This is a genomic window from Mesorhizobium sp. M1273 (assembly GCF_040318195.1).
Taxonomy (GTDB): domain Bacteria; phylum Pseudomonadota; class Alphaproteobacteria; order Rhizobiales; family Rhizobiaceae; genus Mesorhizobium.
In genome coordinates this window covers 41,363-58,388 of record NZ_JAMYLV010000037.1, presented here as the reverse complement: position 1 = coordinate 58,388, position 17,026 = coordinate 41,363, and the positions used below count along the sequence as shown (strand labels likewise).

Here is a 17,026-nt window from a genome sequence, read left to right as displayed (position 1 = left end):
GCTTTGCGGCCGGCGCCCGCTTGCGGACAAGCTCGGCAATGATCCTGGGATCAGATGCGCACTTCCCGCGCCAGATCCGTTCGCCTTCACGGCGGATCGACACCGCCGTCTCTTTCATCGACACGTCGAGACCGATATGTTCTTCCATGGCTGTTCTCCGTTGATGCTGGGCCCGGCGTCCAGTCGTGAGCCCGTATTTCATCTTATCGGGGAACAGCCACCCTCCAAGGCTATGATCGGTTCCAGGGCGCGTCGCTCCCGCGATTACCCCATGTGGTTGTTTTTTTTCAGAATGGACAGTGCTGCTGAGGCCCGTTGGCCAGACACGCTTCATGCAGCCCGACGAACCGAACGGATTCAGAGCGAAGAATCGGAACGGACCGGAGCGCCTCGGCTAATGACTTGAGCGCCGCGATCATATTTGTCTGCGGAAGGTTGCGGACTCCTAGCCGACTTCGATGTGCCAACCGCGAGGCGGCCCGTGGTCGGAATCGCCACGAACGACCGCAGCGCTATCACGTTGTTTCGGGAGAATCGTTCGAACTGGGAACCTCGTCGGTCTCCGGCAAACGATCGCGAATCGCTTCCTCAGTTTTGCTTGCCGTCTTTTTCACGACTTTCTCGACGCGGTCGACCAAGGTCTCGGCGTCGCTGCTGGAACCCTGTCGGTCAGCCTCTTCTTTTACAGTCTCATATGCTTCGGCGGCGACCTGCTTGGCTTGTTCCACGCCTTCTTCAAAGAGCTCCTCGGCACTGTCACGAAGCTTGTCGCGGTAGGGGCCGAGTTGTTCGTCTTCCGCGGCGGTGTGAGGCAGCATCACGCCGATGGCGGTGCCCACGGCAAGGCCCACCGCGGCCATTGCCAGAGGTTCGCGCTGGAACAGGTCTCGCGTCGACTGCCGCACCCGCCCCGCCATATCGTTGGCGCTCGAGCCGAACTGCCCGGCCGTGCTTCTTAATCTTTCTTTGGCGCCGCTCGCAACGTCTGCGACAGCCTCAGTCCCACCGCCTGCCACGGAAGCAACCGAACGAGCGGCATCGGAGAGCATGGAGCCGGCGGAATCTTCGCTCTCGGCACCGTACTGATCGCCGCTTGAGTCCTGCCAGGCCCCGCCCAAGCTCCGCTGGTCAGAGAAGGTTCGGCTGCCGTCAGGTTCCCTGCTGGTCGAATAGGCACCAAGTGCTGAACTGTCTACCGACGTGCCCTTGCCAAGCATCAGCCAGGCCAGGCCCGCGCCGACCAATGTAAGCGGCAACGGATTGTCCCTGACCTGAGTCTTAAGATTGCTGAGCATGGCGGATCCCTCGCCGCTGAACATCCCGGTGAATTCGTCGATCAGTTGGCCCGGTGTCATCTTGCTGCGGATCGAGTCTGCGGTATCTGCCACTCTGGCGCGAGCAATATCAGCATCGCGTTCCAACTCGGCTGCGGATTTGTCGGTCATCTTATCTGTTCCTTGATCACGCGTGCGTCGCGTTTAAGTTGGTCTTGTGTCCGGTCGGGGGTCAACTCTGAGGGAGACATGCTTGCCTTGCCGGAGCGCAAGAGTATGACGCCCAGTACTGCCACCACGACGCCGACGAGCAGCGAGGACCATCCGGCTCCCAGCCCGGCGCTCGCCAAGGCAATCACCAGCGCCTGCAAAAGCACCATCAGGGCGGCGAGCAGGCAAATGGCGCCTCCCATTACCTCCACGGCGCCGGCGCCGGCCTTGCTTACCTTTTCCGACATTTCAGCCCGCAACAGCCTGCTTTCGGTTTGAAGCAGTGTTGTGACCTGCTGTGCCAGATCGCTGACAAGGGTTGTCAGGCTGCGAGTGTCCTGATTGTCAGTCATGGGTTTTGCTCCAGGCTTGCATTGGCCCAGTCATCGCCGGACTGATCGGATACTAGCGGGGCCGGCTCCACTGCCTCTGCCGATCGCCCTCCGAACTCATTCGAGCTAGGACCGGTCTCGGGCGCCCGGCCTGCTCCCGACCGGCGCGGTGCTCCGGCTTGGGCAGAGGGCGGCGAGCTCTTGATGAACCGCCCCAGCGCCAGGCCTGCCAATACCGAACCGGCGATCAGCGCCCCCGAGTTTTCGCGGCCGAACGACTGAATTTCGCCAAGCACCTCGTCGAACGGTTTATCCTTCAGGGACGAGGAAAGCCGCTCGAGCCCGCCTGCGGCGTCAAGGGCGAATTTCGAAGCGGTCCGTTGATCATTATTGGCAAGATGCTCGCTTGCCGCGCGCAATGCGCCGCTGAAGGCCTTCAGATTGGCGCTCACGTCGCGCTGCGTTCCCTCCGCCTTGTTGAACAATGCTTGCTTTGCTTCCGATGCGTAGTCTCCGGCTTTCCTGGTGATCTCGTCACGCGCATCGTGGAGCGCTTCCGTCGCGGTCTGCTTTTCTCGCTGTAGTCTTTCCGAAAGCTCGCTTCTGGCTGTCTCGAAATCGGCCGTCTGACGGCCCTGATCGTCCTGGTCCTGCATGGTGTCTCCTAGTGGAATCCGAGGAAGGAGAGGATCGCAAGCACGACGACGACGAAGCCGATGAGATAAATAACACTGTTCATGGCGCAATCTCCTCCACTGCGCACCGAACTTGCCTGTGCTTCCCGTGTTCCCCTCAGGCGTCATCTTTTTTGGTAAGCGAAGCCTAACCAGCCTCAAGACGGGATGTTGTCCTGTGCCGATGGCGGTGAGCGCGCGGTTGGAAATGATACGAGACCGGACTCCGGTGCGACTTACAGGTCGAGGCGCAGGTCCGCTCCGGCACATGGCGCTGCATGGGCCGGAATCTTTCCGTAGTGCTTTGACTGGGCATTATCGCAGTGGGACCTGCCTGCGACCTACCACTCGATCGCAGGCCGCGCGATCATCAGCCAGAAAATCCCGAGTACGGCAGCGAAGGCGGGGAAGCCGAAGGCGAACCACAGCCAGAAGAGCCGATGATAGCGCGGCGGCAACGGCGCGCCTGCAGCGGCGGCTTGCGATGCCAGCTTGCGCATCTCCATTTGCATCCAGACGACCGGGAGCCAGAACATTCCGGTGAAGATATAGAGCGCGATCGAAAGTACGATCCAGCCCTCCGACAGCGAGTAGCCGGCCTGCCAGGCGAGCGCGGCTCCGGTCAAAGGTTGCGCGACCACGGCCGTCGCGGTGAAAAGGAAGTCGGCGACGACGACGACACGCGCCACCGCCGCAACCGTCGCGGCATTGCCGGTCCTGTGGGCGAGCAACATGAAGAAAGCGATACCGGCGCCGGTACCAAGCAGCACGGATGCGCCGATGACATGCAGAAATTTCAGCAGGAAATAGAGCATCAACGCTCCTCCAGCACTGCCAAGGCCACAAAGTGCAGCACCAGGATCGGCAACACCTTGAGGAACGGCCCAAGCGGGTCGTTCCACAGCTCGGGGCTCAGAAAGCTTCCGACGACCAGGTAGAAGAGCGAGAGCGCGATGCCGCCATAGAGGCCTTTTCGCGCCGCCGGCCGCCAGGCTAGGAGCGCGCCGACGGCGATGTCGGCAAGAGCACCGGCTATCACGATCGGCGGCGACAAGATGCCCGCCCCCGTGCCTTGCATCAGATCGACGCCGCTGCGGTAGCCGGTGGTCAGCGACACAATTCCCGTCACGATCCACAAGAAGGGCAGGACGACGAAGATCGCAGGCTTGATGAAATACAGCCGGGCAAACCATTTTTCCTGCACCGTTGCCGGATTGAGCGCGAGGAAGCCCGCCAGGGTTTGCGGGCGTATGCCGGTCGTGGCGGTCCAGTCCGAGGGATCTCCAACCCCTCCTCGGGCGATCTCTCTGGCCGCGTTGGTGCGCATCGGTGGACGCCAGCCGAACATCGCGGCAAGGTCGCCGAGGCGGTAGAGAAGCCTTGCAACAGCCGCCGGCAAGACAAACCTGGCTGCAGGAGCCCAGCCGAGCCATCGGCGATAGCTGCCGACGACCTCGTCCATGCTCAGCTGTTCGGGACCGACAAGTTCCAGCACGATGCGAGACGGACTGGCGGGATCGAGAAGGAAGACGACGGTTGAGACCACGTCGTCGAGCTGCACCACTTGGAGCGGGCCGGTGCCGGGCATGGACGGCAGCACCGGCAGCGAGGCGAGACCCCTAAACAATGCGCTGGCCCCAAACACCGGCCGGCCGAGCACCACGGACGGGCGCAGGATCACCCAATCCAGATCAAGCGCCATAAGCGCTTGGTCGCCAGCCAGCTTCGTCGCCGAGAATGCCGAAGGCTGCGCCCGATCGACGCCGATTGCCGAGAAGTGGATCACCCGGGCAACCCCTGCCCGCGCACAGGCGAGGAAGAGTGCTGCCGCCGCCTCGCGATGGACTTCGCGCGTCTTTTCACGAGGGCTATCCTGCAGAACGCCGGCACAATTGACGACGGCGTCTATGCCCCTGAGATGCGGTAGCCAGTCTTCGGGCTGCAGCGCCACCGCCATGTCCAGCACCAGCAATTGATAATTGCCGGTCCGGTTTGCGCCGGGGCTGCGGACCAATCCGATCACCTCATGTCCTTCGGAAAGAAGGCGTGCCACGACGGAGGCACCGATTAGGCCGGTGGCGCCGGTAACCAGGACTTTCACTGGACCCCATTCTCCGACGGCGGGAAAGTATCGTTCATTCCGGTTTATCGCCCTCGATACTCCCCTTCATACCGGAAAGTTCTTCCGTCGTGCATAACAACCGCGGCCGCGCCGGATCGGAGATGTCGAGCTTGTCCCAAGGGATGCGGTACATGCTGTCGCGACTGCGCAGTCGAAAGACATTGAGGACCGCAATGCCGATGGCCGAAGCGGACAGACGCTCGAAGGCCGCGTAGATGCCGACATGGTACTCGGCAATCACCAGGTCGTCGCCATCCGATTCTGCGCGTATCTCCTCGATATGACCGATGCTTTTGCCGCGCTGCGAAAGCACATTCCTGCCAGCCAATTGCTCGAGATTGATAGTAGCCATCATCCAGCTCCCGGGATACGCCCAATGACATGATCGCGCAGCCAGTCCTGCCAGTCGAAAATCGCCGTTTCGCGGACGTCGATATCGAACTCGATGTCGACGCCGATGTCGCGCACCTTGTTCCAGGCGATGCGGTGCGGCTCGGCATGGCGCTTGCCGCCGAGCCTTGCCGCAAGCCGCGCCATCCAGCGCCCGGGCCGCTGGCCAAGCCGGCGCGCCAGCGTGATCGAGCCGAGCTCGACCGCAATGATTTTTGGCGGCTTGCCTGGCCTGAGTTCGGCCACCAGCCCGTCAACCTTGCCGATCTTGACCTGCTCGCGGTCGACCACTTGCTTGTCCAGGATGTCACGCAGCAAATCCATCACGTGCCTCCGAACATCTGCAAAGGAATGGTCACGATCGCGAGCAAGAAACCGAGCGCGATGATGAAGATAACCGCGGCATTCGCGATGATGCCATTGCGGTGCTCGCCGATATAACGCTCGTCGTTCAGCAGGAAGAGGAACGGCACCACGGTTAGCGGCAGGCTGGCGGCCGTCAGCGCCATGGAGAAGATGGTGAGCTTCAGCGGATCGAGACCCAGTGCGATCGGAATGGCGGCGAGAAACAGCGAGACCGTATACACGGTGCTGAAACCCGGGTCGTCGCGCGGTTTCAGGTTCTCGCCCCAGGTCCAGCCGAAACCCTGCGCCACAAGGTAGGCTTGCTGCAGGCCGATTTCGAGCGCGGCGCCGAAGCAGGCAATGCCTAGTGACGCAACGAACAGGACGAACCCCCAGAAACCGAAGATCTGAATCAGCATCAGCGGCAGTTGGTGGTAGTCGTCGACCTGCACTATGCCGTGTGCTGCCAGAACGAGCGCCGCCACAATCAGCACACCCATAGCGATTGTGCCGCCAAAACTCATGCCCAGGCCGGCAATCGCCCGATTGGCTCCGAGATAGCTCTTGTCCCACTCGTCCTCGATCGCTCCCGACGAATAGAACATGAACAGATAGGGCGAGATCGACGCACCAAGAATGCTGACTGCCATGAACCAGTAGTTGGCCGCGTCGTGATCCGGCAGTGTTGGCACGGCCCCGGCCGCGACCTGCCCCCAATCGGGCTTCAGCATGACGGCGCCAACCACGAAGCACAGCGTGACCAGCCCGAGGATCGCGACGCCTTTTTCGATGAATCCGAACGTGCCTTTCCAAAGGAACAGCCATGCCAGAAAAGCGACCGGCAGCGCCCACCACTGAAAGCCGATGCCGGTGGCGAGCTCGAGCGCAATCGCAACACCGCCGATTTCGGCTGCCATGACCAGGAAGTTAACCAGCAAAGTGGCGAGCAACGGCCACAGAAAGGCGTTGAAGCCAAACCGTTCCCGGATCCCGTCGGCGATGGTGTGATGACTAACTGCGGCGAAGCGTCCGGCCATTTCGACCAGGAAGATGATGCAGATCGCGCCCAGGACGACGGCCCATATCAGCTGAAACCTGAACGCGGCGCCGGCCTGAGCGGCGGTCGCCATTGATCCGACCTCAAGAAAGCCGCCAACGCTGGTGACGACGCCGAGCGATATTTCGAGCAGCTTCTTCATGATTTCGGCGCGAAATATTTCGCGTAGGACGTGCTCAGGTCGGCGGCGGCGGCCCGCAGATCCTGCTGCGCGTGTTCCACTTCCGAGCGGTTGCCGTTCTGCACGGCCGTCGCCGCGCGAATTACCGCTGCCGAAAGCCGTCCAACCGCCATCTTCAGACCGGCTTGGCCGCTGGACTCAGGCGACTTGCCGGACTGGATTTGCGCACCGGCATCGGCGAGCGCCTTGCCGGCCGATTGCAAAGTGCGCGACGTGTATTCCGACGGGGCTTCCCCAGCGATCCAGCTCTCCAGGACCAGCGATGCGGTCTGTGTGGCGGAAGCCGCGGTTTTCGACTGCTGCTCGACCTGGCCGGAAGGCGAGCATGCCGTCACTACAAATATTATCAGCAGCAAGCGCAGGCGGTCTGGTCGAGAACCGACGGCTGTAACGGCATTTACAATACGTGCTTGTAGCGTTGCTGCCACACGATTGTTCTCCCCGGCACCAGGCGACTTCGGCGCGAAGTTTGATCTAGAGCGCTGGGTGATCAGGTCAACTGAATCGCGATGAACGGCGCTGGCACCGCGGAACAAACCAGCGATCGCCGGATTAGGGGATGACGAGGCAAAGGCCATGGACAGGGAAGAGCGTATCAGGCAGCGAGCCCATGAGATCTGGGAGCGCGAAGGCCGTCCGCAAGGACGCGAGCGCGAGCATTGGGATCAGGCCGTGCAGGAGATCGAAGCTGAGGGTTCCGAGGCCGAACGCGGCCCGGTCGTGCCCGATCCAACGGTCGAGGCCGGCTCCGATCCGGAGGCACGCGGCAGCAAGCGGCGGCGAGGGACATGAGGCCGATGCCTCGTTTCGTCGCCTGGATCGTGGTCGTACTGGTCGTGCTGTTCGCCGCCTGGCTGATGATCGGGCGCGACAGAACCGGCGGCGGAGGTCAGCCCACGCCGCACGCAATTGATCAAAATGGATAGGAACCGACATGACGGGAACCGATACTCATCCTGAACAAGACCCGGCGGAAGGATCGCGATCGATAGTGGAAAAGCAGCTCCGCAACGAGCAAGGCGGTGAGGGTCAAAATCGCAAAGCCGAGCCAGCTTCCGACACATCCGGCAGCAAGACCAAGACACCTTCGGAAGCGCGCAAGAAAGGCTCAGGCTTGGATTGAGCCGGCCGAAAGCGGGCTCACACTGCCGTTTGCCTCGAAATAATAGGGATAGCGCTCCTGGACGATTTCGAGCACCTCGAAGATGCGGCGAAGATGCGTTCGCATCGCCTCTTCCGCCGCAAGCGCGTCGGCCTGCTCGAGCGTATCGACAATCCGCCGATGTTGGCCGAGAACCACCGACATGCTGTCGAGGCGCGGGAAAGACAGGAAACGGAAGCGGTCCATGTGCAGCTTCGCCGCGCTGATGTCGGCCCAGATTCCGGGGAAGCCGGCATGGCTGGCGATGTGCTGGTGGAACAGCTCGTCCGACTTGAAAAAGCGCCTGTCGTCCGCGATGGAGGCGAACGTCTCCTGGACCGCCAGTTCGCCTTTGAGCATGGCGAGCAGTTCGGCGCGACGCGGGCTCTCGACCGCGCGCTTGATCAGGCCGACTTCGAGCGCTTCGCGCAGAAACTGCGATTTCTCGAGATCGGCAATCCGGAGCGGCGCCACCATGCTGCCGCGCTGCGGATAAATGTCGATCAAGCCAAGACCGGCCAGCCGGGCGAGCGCCTCCCTGACCGGCGTGCGGCTCACGCCGAGGGCTTCCGACATCGCCTTTTCAGAAATCAGCTCGTGCGGCTTCAGGCGGAAGGTCAGGATCTGGTCGAGCAAAACCTCGAACGTCCTAGCCGCGACTGAAGCGCCGGGGGCGGTTTCGTCGAGCCGCCCCTCGGTGATGGTCCGCGTTCCCAAAAGCCGTGCCATCGGCGACCCCTTATAGGCTCTGCAGCTTCAAGCCGTTCATGAAATGCCTGCGCAAGCAGCAGCGCCGACGTTATTCCTTGCGCGGAGAACCGCCGATGCGCGCCAGCAGGCCGCCATCGACGCGTACGACCTCGCCGGTGACGAAGGAGGCATCGTCGGACAGCAGGAAGGCGACGACTGCGGCAATCTCTTGCGGCTGGGCGGTACGGCCGAGCGGATGCATGTTGTCGAGGATGCGCAGGATCTCGTCGGGCTTATCGTTGAGCTTGACCGCATCCCGCAGCATCGGCGTGTCGACGGCGCCCGGAGCGACGGCATTGACGCGCACACCGAGCGGCGCATAATCGACGGCCATCGATTTGACCAGCCCGATCAGGCCGTGCTTGGCCGTGCTGTAGGCCAGAACCCCTTCCTGGCTGGCCAGACCCTGCACCGAGCTCATATGGACGATGGCGCCGCGGCTTTGCCGCAGCAGCGGCATCGCCGCGCGGGAGAGCAGGTAGGCAGCCTTGAGGTTGACGTTCATCACCTCGTCCCAAAGCGCCTCGTCCGTGGTCTCCACCGTTCCGTAACGCTGGATGCCGGCATTGTGGGAGAGCATGTCGAGCCCGCCGAACGCGGATCGGGCAAGCTCGACGGCGCGGCCACAGGCTTCAGTGTCGGCGGTCGAGCCAAGCACGGTGTGCACGGTCACGCCGCGCGCCGAAAGCTGCGCCGCGACGTCATCCAGCTGATCGCCCGCCCGGTCGAACAGAATCAGGTCGACGCCTTGCCCGGCCAGCCTTTCGGCGACAGCACGGCCGATGCCCATGGCCGCCCCCGTGACCAGTGCGCGTTTTTTGAACTCAGCCATTTATTCTCCCTCGAACAGTTGCGCAGCGACTGCCATGGTAGTCGATCGGCGCCACTTGACGTGCCCTTCTTTGCCGAACCGGCCCAACCGTGTTCGGCGTCATGTCGATCCTTGCATGAAAGCCAGCGTTTCCGCGCGCGTCGGTGCGCCAAGACGTCCGCCAAAGCGCAGGCACTTTAGCGCGGCGGCGGCGCTGGCCACTGCTACCGCCCGCTCTTCGTCCCAACCTTCGGCCAGACCGAGAGCGAAGGTGCCGTGAAACACGTCGCCTGCCGCCAGGGTGTCGACGGCTTCGACCCGCGGCGACGGCAGATGACGGACATCATTGCCGCCCGGGTGCCGGAACGCGGTGCCGTTCGCCCCATCGGTGACCGCCACGAAGGCGCCGGTCCGTTCGCCGAGAATGGCGACGGCGGAACCGGCGGAAACCTCTGGACCGCAAAGGATGCGTGCCGCCGGCAGCGAAGCAACGACATGCGAGGCGAGCGGCAGTAGCCGGTCGAGCACCGGTCGCGACGCGACATCGGCGTCAAGGATCGCCGGGATGCCGCACTCGCGAGCCTTCGCCAGCGCCAGGGCCGCGGCTCCGGGCCAGCGGACATCAACCAGCACGGCGTCGAAGCGGGAAAAATCCGCGGGCGGAAGACGGTCAGGATCGGCTTGCGTGATTGCATCGTAGAAGGGCACAATCATACGCTCGCCGGCGGCATCGACCAGGATCGTGGCAATGGCCGAGCGACCGCCTTCAACCCTGCGCACCAGCGAACAGTCGACCCGCTCCGCCTCCATCTGGCCGATGACATCGCGGCCGACAGCATCGTCGCCGACGCTTGCCCATAGCCAGACCTGCCCGCCCTGGCGGCTGGCTGACGCGGCGGCGCTTGCCGCCATCCCGGCCGCGATCTGCACGGCCTCGCTCGGCAGGAACTTGCCGGCGCCGGAGGGCAGGACATCGAGGCGCAAGATCGTGTCGTAGGTGAGCGCGCCGACGCAGAGCAGGCGGGGCGCCGTCATTGCAGCCGGTAGCCGCGCTGATGGGCAATCGCTGTCATCACGCCTCTCAATTCGGCAAGGCCGCGAAGACGGCCGATCACGGGGTAGCCGGGATGGGTGTGCCGCGCGGCGTCATCAATCAGCTCGTGGCCATGATCCGGGCGAAACGGCAGCAGCGCCGCCGGTTCACCGGCATCGCGGCGGCGTTGCTGCTCGTCGAGCAAGATCGAGACCACCGAGACCATGTCGACATCGCCGCTCAGATGCTCGGATTCCATGAACGAGCCGTCCGGGTCCATGCTGACATTGCGCAGATGCACGAAGTTTATCTTGTGCGCAAAGCGCCTGGCGATGGCGGGCACGTCATTGGCCGGGTTGGCGCCCAGCGACCCGGTGCACAAGGTGAGGCCGCTATGGGCCGATGGCACGGCGTCCAGGATAAGGGCGATGTCGTCGGCGTTCTTGACGATCCGGCACAGGCCGACGAGATCGCGCGGCGGATCGTCCGGGTGGATCGCCAACGTGACGCCCGCCTCTTCGGCCGCCGGCAGCACGTTTTCGAGAAAACGGACGAGGTTCTCGCGCAGCCGGTCGTGCGACAGGCCCGACTGCTCGGCCACCACTTCGCGCAATTCTGCTATGTCGTAGCGTTTGAAGGCGCCCGGCAGGCCGGCCATGATGTTGGCGAGCAGACGCTCTTTTGACGTATCCGGCGTCGTCTCGAACCATTCGCTCGCCCGCTGGAGAACATCGGACGCATAGTCGCGCTCCGATCCCTTGCGCTGCAGCATGTAGCAATCGAACGCGGCAAGCTCGTGCATGTTCATGCGGAGCGCCCGTCCGCCGCCCGGCAGCGGCGCAGCCAGGTCGGTCCGGGTCCAGTCGAGGATCAGCATGAAGTTGTAGCAGACCGTGCGCACACCGCAGGCGCCGAGATTGCGTAAGGTCTGCCTGAAATTGTCGTAGAGCCGGTCGAGATCGCCGCGGCCGAGCTTGATGTCCTCGTGCACGGGCACACTCTCGACGACGCTCCATTTCAGGCCCATCGCCGGATCCGCTTCGATAAGCGCCTGGCGCTGCCTGATGGCGTCGATCGGCCAGACTTCGCCGTAAGGGATGTCGTGCAGTGCCGTCACGATGCCGGTCGCGCCGGCCTGCCTGGCATGGGCAAGCGTTGCTGCGTCGCTCGGCCCAAACCATCGCCACGTCTGCTCCATTCGACCTCCAGCTGCGGAATTTCTCGATGAGGACCGCTGATGTATTGGATACTACCATGGCAGTCAATTGCTTGCCGCAGCCCAGTGCCTGTGTCTGCGTTCGGGCCGCCCCCTATGAGAGATTACAACGGTACGTGGCGTTCAGATTGAACGGCTATGCAAGGTCCGAGTTTCGGCTGGCCCAAATCGCGCCGCGTTCGAACATCGTGCGCATTTGCGGCACGGCGAACTCGTCGGCGGTGTGGCCGAGCGCGCTGTAGAAGACGCGGCCCTTGCCGTAGCGGCGCTTCCAGACGACCGGCATGACGACGCCGGCGATGAAATCGAGATGCTCGCCGGTGAAAGTAGTCGTCGCCAGCACCTCGTTGGTCGGATCGACATGCATGTAATACTGCTCTGAACGGTAGGCGAAGCCGTCGATGCCCTGCATGACCGGATCGTCTGGCCTGGTGATGTCGACGTGATAGTCGATGATGTTGCCGGGATGGGCGACCCACTGGCCGCCGGTCATGAACTGGTATTCCGGCTCGTTGCGGAAGCTGTCGCACATGGTGCCGTGAAAGCCCGCAAGGCCGGCACGATCTCGACGCGCGGATCGGCCAACAGCGCGTCGACCGGCATGGCAGCCAGGGCGTAGGTCGCTGCCTTGGCCTCGGCCGCCGTCCGGTTGACGTCGGCGACGCCGACAATGTCGAGCACCGGGAATTGTGGCGATGCCTTCAGATAGGCATCCGAAATGTTGCCGCAGCCGATAATGCCGACGCCGATGCTGCGCATGGGCTTCTCCTCAAAAGGCGGCATTGATGAAACAGCAGAACTCGTTTGTCACCCCCCTTTCGGCCGGACGAGGTTATCCCGTGACAAGGATATACCTCGAGAGCCTCAGAACCGCCGCCCGATCACAATCGCGCGCCTATGCGCGAGCGGCTTGATTTCGAGGTCGAACGGCCGGTACTCAGCAACACTGCCTCATGTAGCTTGCTCGACATTTCTGATGCCCGGCTTTGAGCACAGCACAGATTTTCACCCGTAGAAGGACGCACATGATCCGCCCACAAGGAACCATCGCACCGATCCTGACGCCGTTCGAAAACGACGGCCGCATTGCCCGCGACCTCTGGATATCACACGCCAAGTGGGTGCTGGATCAGGGAGCGCATTTCCTGTCGCCGTTCGGCACCACGGGCGAGGCGTTGTCCGTCTCGTTGCGCGAGCGCATGCAAGCGCTGGAGTGGCTGGTCGAGGCCGGCATTTCGCCAAGCCATCTGATGCCCGGCACCGGTGTCACAGCACTTGCCGAGACCGTCGAGCTGACGGCGCATGCCGTCGGGCTCGGCTGTGCCGGGGTGATGGTGCTGCCGTCGTTCTTCTATACGGCCGCCGGCGACAACGGACAGGCCCGCTACTATGGCGAGCTGATCGAACGGGTGGCGAACCCGGCGATGAGGATGATCCTCTACCACATTCCGCAGAATTCCGGCGTACCGGTGAGCCCGGCGCTGACCGCCCGCTTGAGCCAAGCGTTTCCGGATGTCGTGGTGGCTTACAAGGACAGCGCCGGCGATTGGAACAACACCGTGGCGGTCATTGCGGCAGCTCCAGGGGTCGCGGTGTTCCCGAGTTCGGAAGCACAGCTGACGAAAGGCCTCGCCAACGGTGCTGCGGGCTGCATCTCGGCGACGGTCAATCTGAATGCCGCAGCGATCCGGGCCCTCTACGACGCAGCGCTGGCGGGAGAGGACATTACTGACGCGGATGCCGCCATTAAGGCGTTCCGCAAAATCATCCAGGACGCCGGCCTCATCTCCGCGATGAAGGCAGTGCTGGCGGTACGGTCCGGCGACAGACGCTGGCTGAACCTGCGCGCGCCGCATGAGAACGCGACGCAAGCCACCGGCGAAGCTTTGCTCGCCGCTCTCGGCCCGCTAGCCGACCATATCGGCCGGAGCTGACTATCGGGCCGTGTTCAGGGCGGCAGCAGCGCGTATCAGCGCCTTGAACGCATTCTCATCTATGTCTTCGCCCTCACGGATATCGATGGCGCGCCTGGTGTTGCCTTCGAGACTGGAGTTGAACAGGCCTGAAGGATCCTGCAGGGAGGCGCCCTTTGCGAAGGTCACCTTCACGACGTTCTTGTAGGTCTCGCCGGTGCAGATTATTCCGGCGTGCGACCACACCGGAACGCCTCGCCACTTCCACTCCTCGACCACTTCCGGGTCGGCCTGCTTGACGAGAGCACGGACATGGGAAAGCGTCTTGCCTCGCCAATCGCCCAGCTCACTGATCCTCGCATCTATCAGCTGAGAGGGAGAGCTCTCTGCATTTCCTTCCATAGAGCCACTCTTCATCATCATTGTCACTTTCCCTAGGGTTGTTGCCGCTCGCCCGTCACATGAATACCGCTAGTCGGCACCGGGTTTGCGGGATGACTCGCATTCCACTCACATTCGCTCGCCAGGCAACTGGCTGGCTTGCTTTACCCAGCCGGTGAGTTGAGCTTCGTCGAGCTGGTCGTCCTCGCGGATGTCGAGGTAGCGCACGTCCTTGTGCTTGGACTCGCCTGGAGGGACAGGATGCAGCGACGTGCCGCGGAAGAAAGCCAGCTTGATGTACTTTGTGAAGCAATGGAAGTTGAGGAACCAGCCTTGACCCTCTACGCCATAGAAGGGCGAGTTCCATTTGACGGCCTTGCGCAGGTTGGGAACGTTGCGCTCGATGAGTGCGTCGAGGCGGCGTCCGACGTCGCGTTTCCAGCCCGGCATGGCCGCGATGTAGGCCTGCACGGGAGCGTCACCATCACCCTTCGGGATCTGCGGGTTGCCGCCTGCGAGGAGGACCGGCTTGGCGGCTGCAGGCTTGGCGGCGGGCTTCTTCGCGACCGCCGCTGACTTGATGGACGTCTTGTCGGCCATGCGTTCACTCCAATGCGCCGGTGCCCCCTGCGTTGCGCCACTTGGGAGCGTAAGGCAGCACGAACATGTACAGCCCGGTAAGCAGGAGCAAGCCGAGTGGAAACAGCGGCAAGAGGTATACCCAGTAGGCGGGTTCCTTGCCTACTCCCAGGCTGATGAAGATGGCGGCGACGACCGTCGCAAAGATAATCGATAGCCAGCGGTGGATCTGCCGAACCCATTTGTTCCAATCCATTGAGACCTCCTCTGAAGACGAACCGAAGCGGATCGGGCAGCCCGTTTGGCGACTCCCGCCGGGCAGCCACGCCACTGAACGCATGCTTTACCAGCGCGCCAGTTGGGTGATTTGAACGAGATTGCCGCAGTTGTCGTTCAGCTGGGCGATGGTCGAGCCGGTTACTTCGGTCGGCGGCATCGTGAACTCGGCGCCGCGCGCTTTGATGCGCTCGTAGTCGCCCTTGACGTTATCGGTGAAGAACATGACCGCGGGCTGGCCCTGCTGGAAAATGGCTTGCTGGTAGGTCTTTGCAGCGGGGTTGTCATTGAGCGCGAGTTGCAGCTCGGCACTGTCCGGCTCGTCGCGTGATGCGACGGTCAGCCAGCGAAACGGCCCATTGCTGAAATCGGCCTTCTTGGTAAAGCCGAGCGTTTCGGTGTAAAAGCCCAGTGCCTTTTCCTGGTCGTCCACGAATACTTTGGCCAACTTGATCTTCATTGGCTTGCCTCCATTATCGCCTCGTGATGTCGCTCTGTAACAGAGCCCTTGCCTGGATAGCCCAGCGGATCTCAGTCCGTCCGCGCCAGAACCTGCTCCAGATCGTCAAAGAACCTCGGCCAGCCGACTTTGGCACCCCGGAAGTAAGGCTGCTGATCCGGCCGGAAGCCCGACTGTTCCATGCGCAAGCGGGCTCCGGTGCTCGTGGGGGTGAGGGTCCAGGAGACGACACTCTTGAGATCCTTGGTATCCCACGTGTAAGTCAGTGTTCTGTTCGGCTCGACCGTCTGCACCTGACATTCGACAGCGCCCCAGTCTGCGTGAAGATTGAAACGGTGGTCCGCGACAGGTTTGAAGTCATTTTTCATGAGCCACTCCTCGATCAAGTGTGGTTGCGTGAGCGCGCGCCAGATCTTCTCGGGCGGATAAGCGATTTCCCGTTCGACAACGACGGAGAGCGTTTCGGTCGACGTTCGGTTCACTGGTCCATCCTTTTGAGCAGGTCTTCGAGGTCGTCGAACCGGCTCTGCCAGAACCCGGTCATCTGGCTTGTCCAGTCGATCAGGGGGGCAAGCGCAGCAAGCTGCGCGCTATAATGGGTCTGTCGCCCTGCATGGCGGTCGCGCACGAGCCCGGCCTGCCTCAAAACGCCGAGATGTTTTGACACGGCCGGTTGCGAGATCCCGGCCTGAGCCGTCAGAGCCCCGACCGTCTGCTCTCCTTCGCGACACAGCCGCTCAAAAATAGCGCGCCGAGTCGGATCGGCAAGCGTTCTGAAGAGTACATCGTGAGCGTTTGGCATTGGGATCGATAACCCTTCGGCTATTGATCGATGTATAACCACCGGGATATGTGTGAGTCAAGCGGGAAGCGGCATAATTCTCGTTGCAGGTCACCTGCTTCGCTCACGCAGCCAGTTGCTTATTCGCCGTGCTCTGCACTGGAATTGTCACGCGTTTATATGCTATATGACCATCTACATGGTCAGGAGCTGAGATGGACGCGGTCAATTTGGCGGACGCCAAGGCACATCTGAGTGAGCTCGTCGACCGGGTCGAGGCTGGAGACTCGATCGACATAACCCGGCGTGGCAAGCCGGTCGCCAGGCTCACGGCCGTGGCCCGCCCTCGCAAACGGATCGACGCCGTCCTGCTCCAATCCCTGACCGCAACCATGCCTCTGCAAGCTCAGGCTGCCGCCGATCTGGTGCGATCGATGCGAGATGGCGATCGCTATTGACGTCCTATCTCGATACTTCGCTGATCATCGCGGCGCTATCCAACAAAGCCATGACCGCGCGCGTTCAGGGCTGGCTGGCGGAGCAGGACCCAGCGCAACTTGTGATCAGCGACTGGACCATCACCGAGATGTCCTCCGCCATGGCGATCAAGCTTCGGACCGGACAGATCGACCTGGAGCAACGCGCGGCAGCGCTCGCGATGTTCAATAGGCTTGTCGCTGAGAGCTTCACCGTGCTGCCGGTGACGGGCGGGCATTTTCGGGTCGCCGCGAAATTCGCCGATCAGCATATCCTCGGGCTTCGTGCTGGCGACGCCCTGCACCTCGCGACGGCATCGGAGCATGGCGCCACGGTGTGGACCCTCGACCAGCGACTCGCCGAGGCAGGACCGATTCTCGGCGTGCCGACGCAGTTGCTGGCATGATCGAGGCCCTCTCCTCCAAAATGAATAAACCGATTGAGGCTCGCCGAGCGGTACGGCCTTTCCACCTATGAAGCGATGATCGCCTCCGCGGCGGTTCACGCTGGCTGCGATACACTCTGGTCAGAGGACATGCAGCACGGAATGGCGCTCGACGAAGGCTTGCGCATCGTTAATCCCTTTCGCGTTGCGAGCTGATCACGCTCATTGAAGGGGGCTG

26 protein-coding genes and 2 pseudogenes are annotated in these 17,026 nt (G+C 62.6%); 6 read left to right on the top strand and 22 right to left on the bottom strand.

Annotation, left to right across the window (positions count from 1 at the left end; all coding sequences use genetic code 11):
- The 10 genes and pseudogenes from NKH30_RS27755 to NKH30_RS27710 all read right to left on the bottom strand — a co-directional run.
- A pseudogene (locus NKH30_RS27755) lies at window positions 1–148 on the bottom strand (IS110 family transposase); the annotation flags it as partial.
- A gap of 367 nt (window positions 149–515) precedes the next feature.
- Window positions 516–1,445, bottom strand: a complete 930-nt coding sequence (locus tag NKH30_RS27750) for a hypothetical protein (protein ID WP_352997562.1) — start codon at window positions 1,443–1,445, stop codon at window positions 516–518.
- On the bottom strand, window positions 1,442–1,837 hold the full coding sequence (locus NKH30_RS27745; RefSeq protein ID WP_352997561.1) for a phage holin family protein: 396 nt from the start codon (window positions 1,835–1,837) through the stop codon (window positions 1,442–1,444). Before NKH30_RS27745 ends, NKH30_RS27750 begins: the two co-directional genes overlap by 4 nt.
- On the bottom strand, window positions 1,834–2,562 hold the full coding sequence (locus NKH30_RS27740) for a hypothetical protein (protein WP_352473423.1): 729 nt from the start codon (window positions 2,560–2,562) through the stop codon (window positions 1,834–1,836). The genes NKH30_RS27745 and NKH30_RS27740 overlap by 4 nt, the downstream gene beginning before the upstream one ends.
- Window positions 2,563–2,831: 269 nt before the next feature.
- On the bottom strand, window positions 2,832–3,305 hold the full coding sequence (locus tag NKH30_RS27735) for a DUF2269 family protein (protein ID WP_352473424.1): 474 nt from the start codon (window positions 3,303–3,305) through the stop codon (window positions 2,832–2,834).
- Window positions 3,305–4,591 carry an SDR family oxidoreductase gene (locus NKH30_RS27730; RefSeq protein ID WP_352772027.1) on the bottom strand — a complete coding sequence of 429 codons (1,287 nt, stop codon included), beginning with the start codon at window positions 4,589–4,591 and terminating at the stop codon, window positions 3,305–3,307. The genes NKH30_RS27735 and NKH30_RS27730 overlap by 1 nt, the downstream gene beginning before the upstream one ends.
- 34 nt (window positions 4,592–4,625) lie before the next feature.
- Window positions 4,626–4,964: a hypothetical protein gene (locus tag NKH30_RS27725; protein WP_352473427.1), complete on the bottom strand. Its 339-nt coding sequence runs from the start codon at window positions 4,962–4,964 to the stop codon at window positions 4,626–4,628.
- A complete protein-coding gene (locus NKH30_RS27720; RefSeq protein WP_352473428.1) occupies window positions 4,964–5,326 on the bottom strand; it encodes a hypothetical protein in 363 nt (120 codons plus the stop codon). Before NKH30_RS27720 ends, NKH30_RS27725 begins: the two co-directional genes overlap by 1 nt.
- Window positions 5,326–6,546, bottom strand: a complete 1,221-nt coding sequence (locus tag NKH30_RS27715; RefSeq protein WP_352814606.1) for an NRAMP family divalent metal transporter — start codon at window positions 6,544–6,546, stop codon at window positions 5,326–5,328. The genes NKH30_RS27720 and NKH30_RS27715 overlap by 1 nt, the downstream gene beginning before the upstream one ends.
- Window positions 6,543–7,163 (bottom strand): hypothetical protein, encoded by a 621-nt coding sequence (locus NKH30_RS27710; RefSeq protein WP_352473430.1) that lies wholly within the window; start codon window positions 7,161–7,163, stop codon window positions 6,543–6,545. The genes NKH30_RS27715 and NKH30_RS27710 overlap by 4 nt, the downstream gene beginning before the upstream one ends.
- On the opposite strand from NKH30_RS27710, the gene NKH30_RS27705 reads away from it, so the two are divergent.
- The 3 genes from NKH30_RS27705 to NKH30_RS27695 are packed head-to-tail and all read left to right on the top strand — an operon-like array spanning window position 7,162 to window position 7,708.
- Complete coding sequence (locus NKH30_RS27705) at window positions 7,162–7,377, top strand: DUF2934 domain-containing protein (protein ID WP_023676165.1); 216 nt, start codon at window positions 7,162–7,164, stop codon at window positions 7,375–7,377. The genes NKH30_RS27710 and NKH30_RS27705 overlap by 2 nt on opposite strands.
- 5 nt (window positions 7,378–7,382) lie before the next feature.
- Complete coding sequence (locus tag NKH30_RS27700; RefSeq protein ID WP_280952094.1) at window positions 7,383–7,511, top strand: hypothetical protein; 129 nt, start codon at window positions 7,383–7,385, stop codon at window positions 7,509–7,511.
- 8 nt (window positions 7,512–7,519) lie between these two features.
- Window positions 7,520–7,708, top strand: a complete 189-nt coding sequence (locus NKH30_RS27695) for a hypothetical protein (RefSeq protein ID WP_352473431.1) — start codon at window positions 7,520–7,522, stop codon at window positions 7,706–7,708.
- Here NKH30_RS27695 and NKH30_RS27690 read toward each other — a convergent pair.
- From NKH30_RS27690 to NKH30_RS27665, 6 genes and pseudogenes are all read right to left on the bottom strand, one after another.
- A complete protein-coding gene (locus NKH30_RS27690) occupies window positions 7,694–8,455 on the bottom strand; it encodes a GntR family transcriptional regulator (protein WP_352473432.1) in 762 nt (253 codons plus the stop codon). The genes NKH30_RS27695 and NKH30_RS27690 overlap by 15 nt on opposite strands.
- Before the next feature lie 70 nt (window positions 8,456–8,525).
- Complete coding sequence (locus tag NKH30_RS27685; protein ID WP_352451506.1) at window positions 8,526–9,308, bottom strand: SDR family NAD(P)-dependent oxidoreductase; 783 nt, start codon at window positions 9,306–9,308, stop codon at window positions 8,526–8,528.
- A 99-nt stretch (window positions 9,309–9,407) separates the two neighbouring features.
- Entirely contained in the window at window positions 9,408–10,322 is a 915-nt protein-coding gene (locus NKH30_RS27680) for a PfkB family carbohydrate kinase (protein WP_352473433.1), read from the bottom strand.
- On the bottom strand, window positions 10,319–11,518 hold the full coding sequence (uxuA, locus tag NKH30_RS27675; RefSeq protein ID WP_352473434.1) for a mannonate dehydratase: 1,200 nt from the start codon (window positions 11,516–11,518) through the stop codon (window positions 10,319–10,321). The genes NKH30_RS27680 and uxuA overlap by 4 nt, the downstream gene beginning before the upstream one ends.
- Before the next feature lie 154 nt (window positions 11,519–11,672).
- Window positions 11,673–12,092, bottom strand: a pseudogene (locus NKH30_RS27670) (ThuA domain-containing protein); the annotation flags it as partial.
- Entirely contained in the window at window positions 12,026–12,295 is a 270-nt protein-coding gene (locus tag NKH30_RS27665; protein WP_352997560.1) for a Gfo/Idh/MocA family oxidoreductase, read from the bottom strand. The gene NKH30_RS27665 and the pseudogene NKH30_RS27670, both read right to left, overlap by 67 nt.
- A 266-nt stretch (window positions 12,296–12,561) precedes the next feature.
- Between NKH30_RS27665 and NKH30_RS27660 the strand changes: the two genes are divergently transcribed.
- Entirely contained in the window at window positions 12,562–13,470 is a 909-nt protein-coding gene (locus tag NKH30_RS27660) for a dihydrodipicolinate synthase family protein (protein WP_352473438.1), read from the top strand.
- Here the strand turns inward: NKH30_RS27660 and NKH30_RS27655 are convergent, their stop codons facing one another.
- From NKH30_RS27655 to NKH30_RS27630, 6 genes are all read right to left on the bottom strand, one after another.
- Complete coding sequence (locus NKH30_RS27655; RefSeq protein ID WP_352473485.1) at window positions 13,471–13,869, bottom strand: DUF1801 domain-containing protein; 399 nt, start codon at window positions 13,867–13,869, stop codon at window positions 13,471–13,473. It abuts the gene before it with no gap.
- A 90-nt stretch (window positions 13,870–13,959) separates the two neighbouring features.
- Window positions 13,960–14,430 (bottom strand): DUF1801 domain-containing protein, encoded by a 471-nt coding sequence (locus NKH30_RS27650; RefSeq protein ID WP_352473439.1) that lies wholly within the window; start codon window positions 14,428–14,430, stop codon window positions 13,960–13,962.
- Window positions 14,431–14,434: 4 nt separating this feature from the next.
- Window positions 14,435–14,665 carry a hypothetical protein gene (locus NKH30_RS27645; RefSeq protein WP_352473441.1) on the bottom strand — a complete coding sequence of 77 codons (231 nt, stop codon included), beginning with the start codon at window positions 14,663–14,665 and terminating at the stop codon, window positions 14,435–14,437.
- 87 nt (window positions 14,666–14,752) lie between these two features.
- Window positions 14,753–15,145, bottom strand: a complete 393-nt coding sequence (locus tag NKH30_RS27640; protein WP_352814603.1) for a VOC family protein — start codon at window positions 15,143–15,145, stop codon at window positions 14,753–14,755.
- 71 nt (window positions 15,146–15,216) lie between these two features.
- The gene (locus tag NKH30_RS27635) at window positions 15,217–15,627 is read right to left on the bottom strand and encodes an SRPBCC family protein (RefSeq protein ID WP_352473443.1); all 411 of its coding nucleotides are present in this window, start codon (window positions 15,625–15,627) and stop codon (window positions 15,217–15,219) included.
- Entirely contained in the window at window positions 15,624–15,947 is a 324-nt protein-coding gene (locus tag NKH30_RS27630; RefSeq protein WP_023716560.1) for an ArsR/SmtB family transcription factor, read from the bottom strand. Before NKH30_RS27630 ends, NKH30_RS27635 begins: the two co-directional genes overlap by 4 nt.
- A 194-nt stretch (window positions 15,948–16,141) precedes the next feature.
- On the opposite strand from NKH30_RS27630, the gene NKH30_RS27625 reads away from it, so the two are divergent.
- Both NKH30_RS27625 and NKH30_RS27620 read left to right on the top strand, forming a co-directional pair.
- Complete coding sequence (locus NKH30_RS27625; RefSeq protein ID WP_352468031.1) at window positions 16,142–16,384, top strand: type II toxin-antitoxin system Phd/YefM family antitoxin; 243 nt, start codon at window positions 16,142–16,144, stop codon at window positions 16,382–16,384.
- Entirely contained in the window at window positions 16,381–16,809 is a 429-nt protein-coding gene (locus NKH30_RS27620; protein ID WP_352473444.1) for a type II toxin-antitoxin system VapC family toxin, read from the top strand. The genes NKH30_RS27625 and NKH30_RS27620 overlap by 4 nt, the downstream gene beginning before the upstream one ends.
- Window positions 16,810–17,026: the final 217 nt, after the last annotated feature.

Coding starts and splice junctions, on each gene's coding strand:
- NKH30_RS27630 (WP_023716560.1), bottom strand. CDS start 15,947: ATGCCAAACGCTCACGATGTACTCTTCAGAACGCTTGCCGATCCGACT.
- NKH30_RS27720 (WP_352473428.1), bottom strand. CDS start 5,326: ATGGATTTGCTGCGTGACATCCTGGACAAGCAAGTGGTCGACCGCGAG.
- NKH30_RS27735 (WP_352473424.1), bottom strand. CDS start 3,305: ATGCTCTATTTCCTGCTGAAATTTCTGCATGTCATCGGCGCATCCGTG.
- NKH30_RS27700 (WP_280952094.1), top strand. CDS start 7,383: ATGCCTCGTTTCGTCGCCTGGATCGTGGTCGTACTGGTCGTGCTGTTC.
- NKH30_RS27725 (WP_352473427.1), bottom strand. CDS start 4,964: ATGGCTACTATCAATCTCGAGCAATTGGCTGGCAGGAATGTGCTTTCG.
- NKH30_RS27715 (WP_352814606.1), bottom strand. CDS start 6,546: ATGAAGAAGCTGCTCGAAATATCGCTCGGCGTCGTCACCAGCGTTGGC.
- NKH30_RS27710 (WP_352473430.1), bottom strand. CDS start 7,163: ATGGCCTTTGCCTCGTCATCCCCTAATCCGGCGATCGCTGGTTTGTTC.
- NKH30_RS27625 (WP_352468031.1), top strand. CDS start 16,142: ATGGACGCGGTCAATTTGGCGGACGCCAAGGCACATCTGAGTGAGCTC.
- NKH30_RS27655 (WP_352473485.1), bottom strand. CDS start 13,869: ATGATGAAGAGTGGCTCTATGGAAGGAAATGCAGAGAGCTCTCCCTCT.
- NKH30_RS27650 (WP_352473439.1), bottom strand. CDS start 14,430: ATGGCCGACAAGACGTCCATCAAGTCAGCGGCGGTCGCGAAGAAGCCC.
- NKH30_RS27705 (WP_023676165.1), top strand. CDS start 7,162: ATGGACAGGGAAGAGCGTATCAGGCAGCGAGCCCATGAGATCTGGGAG.
- NKH30_RS27665 (WP_352997560.1), bottom strand. CDS start 12,295: ATGCGCAGCATCGGCGTCGGCATTATCGGCTGCGGCAACATTTCGGAT.
- NKH30_RS27640 (WP_352814603.1), bottom strand. CDS start 15,145: ATGAAGATCAAGTTGGCCAAAGTATTCGTGGACGACCAGGAAAAGGCA.
- NKH30_RS27695 (WP_352473431.1), top strand. CDS start 7,520: ATGACGGGAACCGATACTCATCCTGAACAAGACCCGGCGGAAGGATCG.
- NKH30_RS27745 (WP_352997561.1), bottom strand. CDS start 1,837: ATGACTGACAATCAGGACACTCGCAGCCTGACAACCCTTGTCAGCGAT.
- NKH30_RS27645 (WP_352473441.1), bottom strand. CDS start 14,665: ATGGATTGGAACAAATGGGTTCGGCAGATCCACCGCTGGCTATCGATT.
- NKH30_RS27690 (WP_352473432.1), bottom strand. CDS start 8,455: ATGGCACGGCTTTTGGGAACGCGGACCATCACCGAGGGGCGGCTCGAC.
- NKH30_RS27750 (WP_352997562.1), bottom strand. CDS start 1,445: ATGACCGACAAATCCGCAGCCGAGTTGGAACGCGATGCTGATATTGCT.
- NKH30_RS27660 (WP_352473438.1), top strand. CDS start 12,562: ATGATCCGCCCACAAGGAACCATCGCACCGATCCTGACGCCGTTCGAA.
- NKH30_RS27685 (WP_352451506.1), bottom strand. CDS start 9,308: ATGGCTGAGTTCAAAAAACGCGCACTGGTCACGGGGGCGGCCATGGGC.
- NKH30_RS27680 (WP_352473433.1), bottom strand. CDS start 10,322: ATGACGGCGCCCCGCCTGCTCTGCGTCGGCGCGCTCACCTACGACACG.
- uxuA (WP_352473434.1), bottom strand. CDS start 11,518: ATGGAGCAGACGTGGCGATGGTTTGGGCCGAGCGACGCAGCAACGCTT.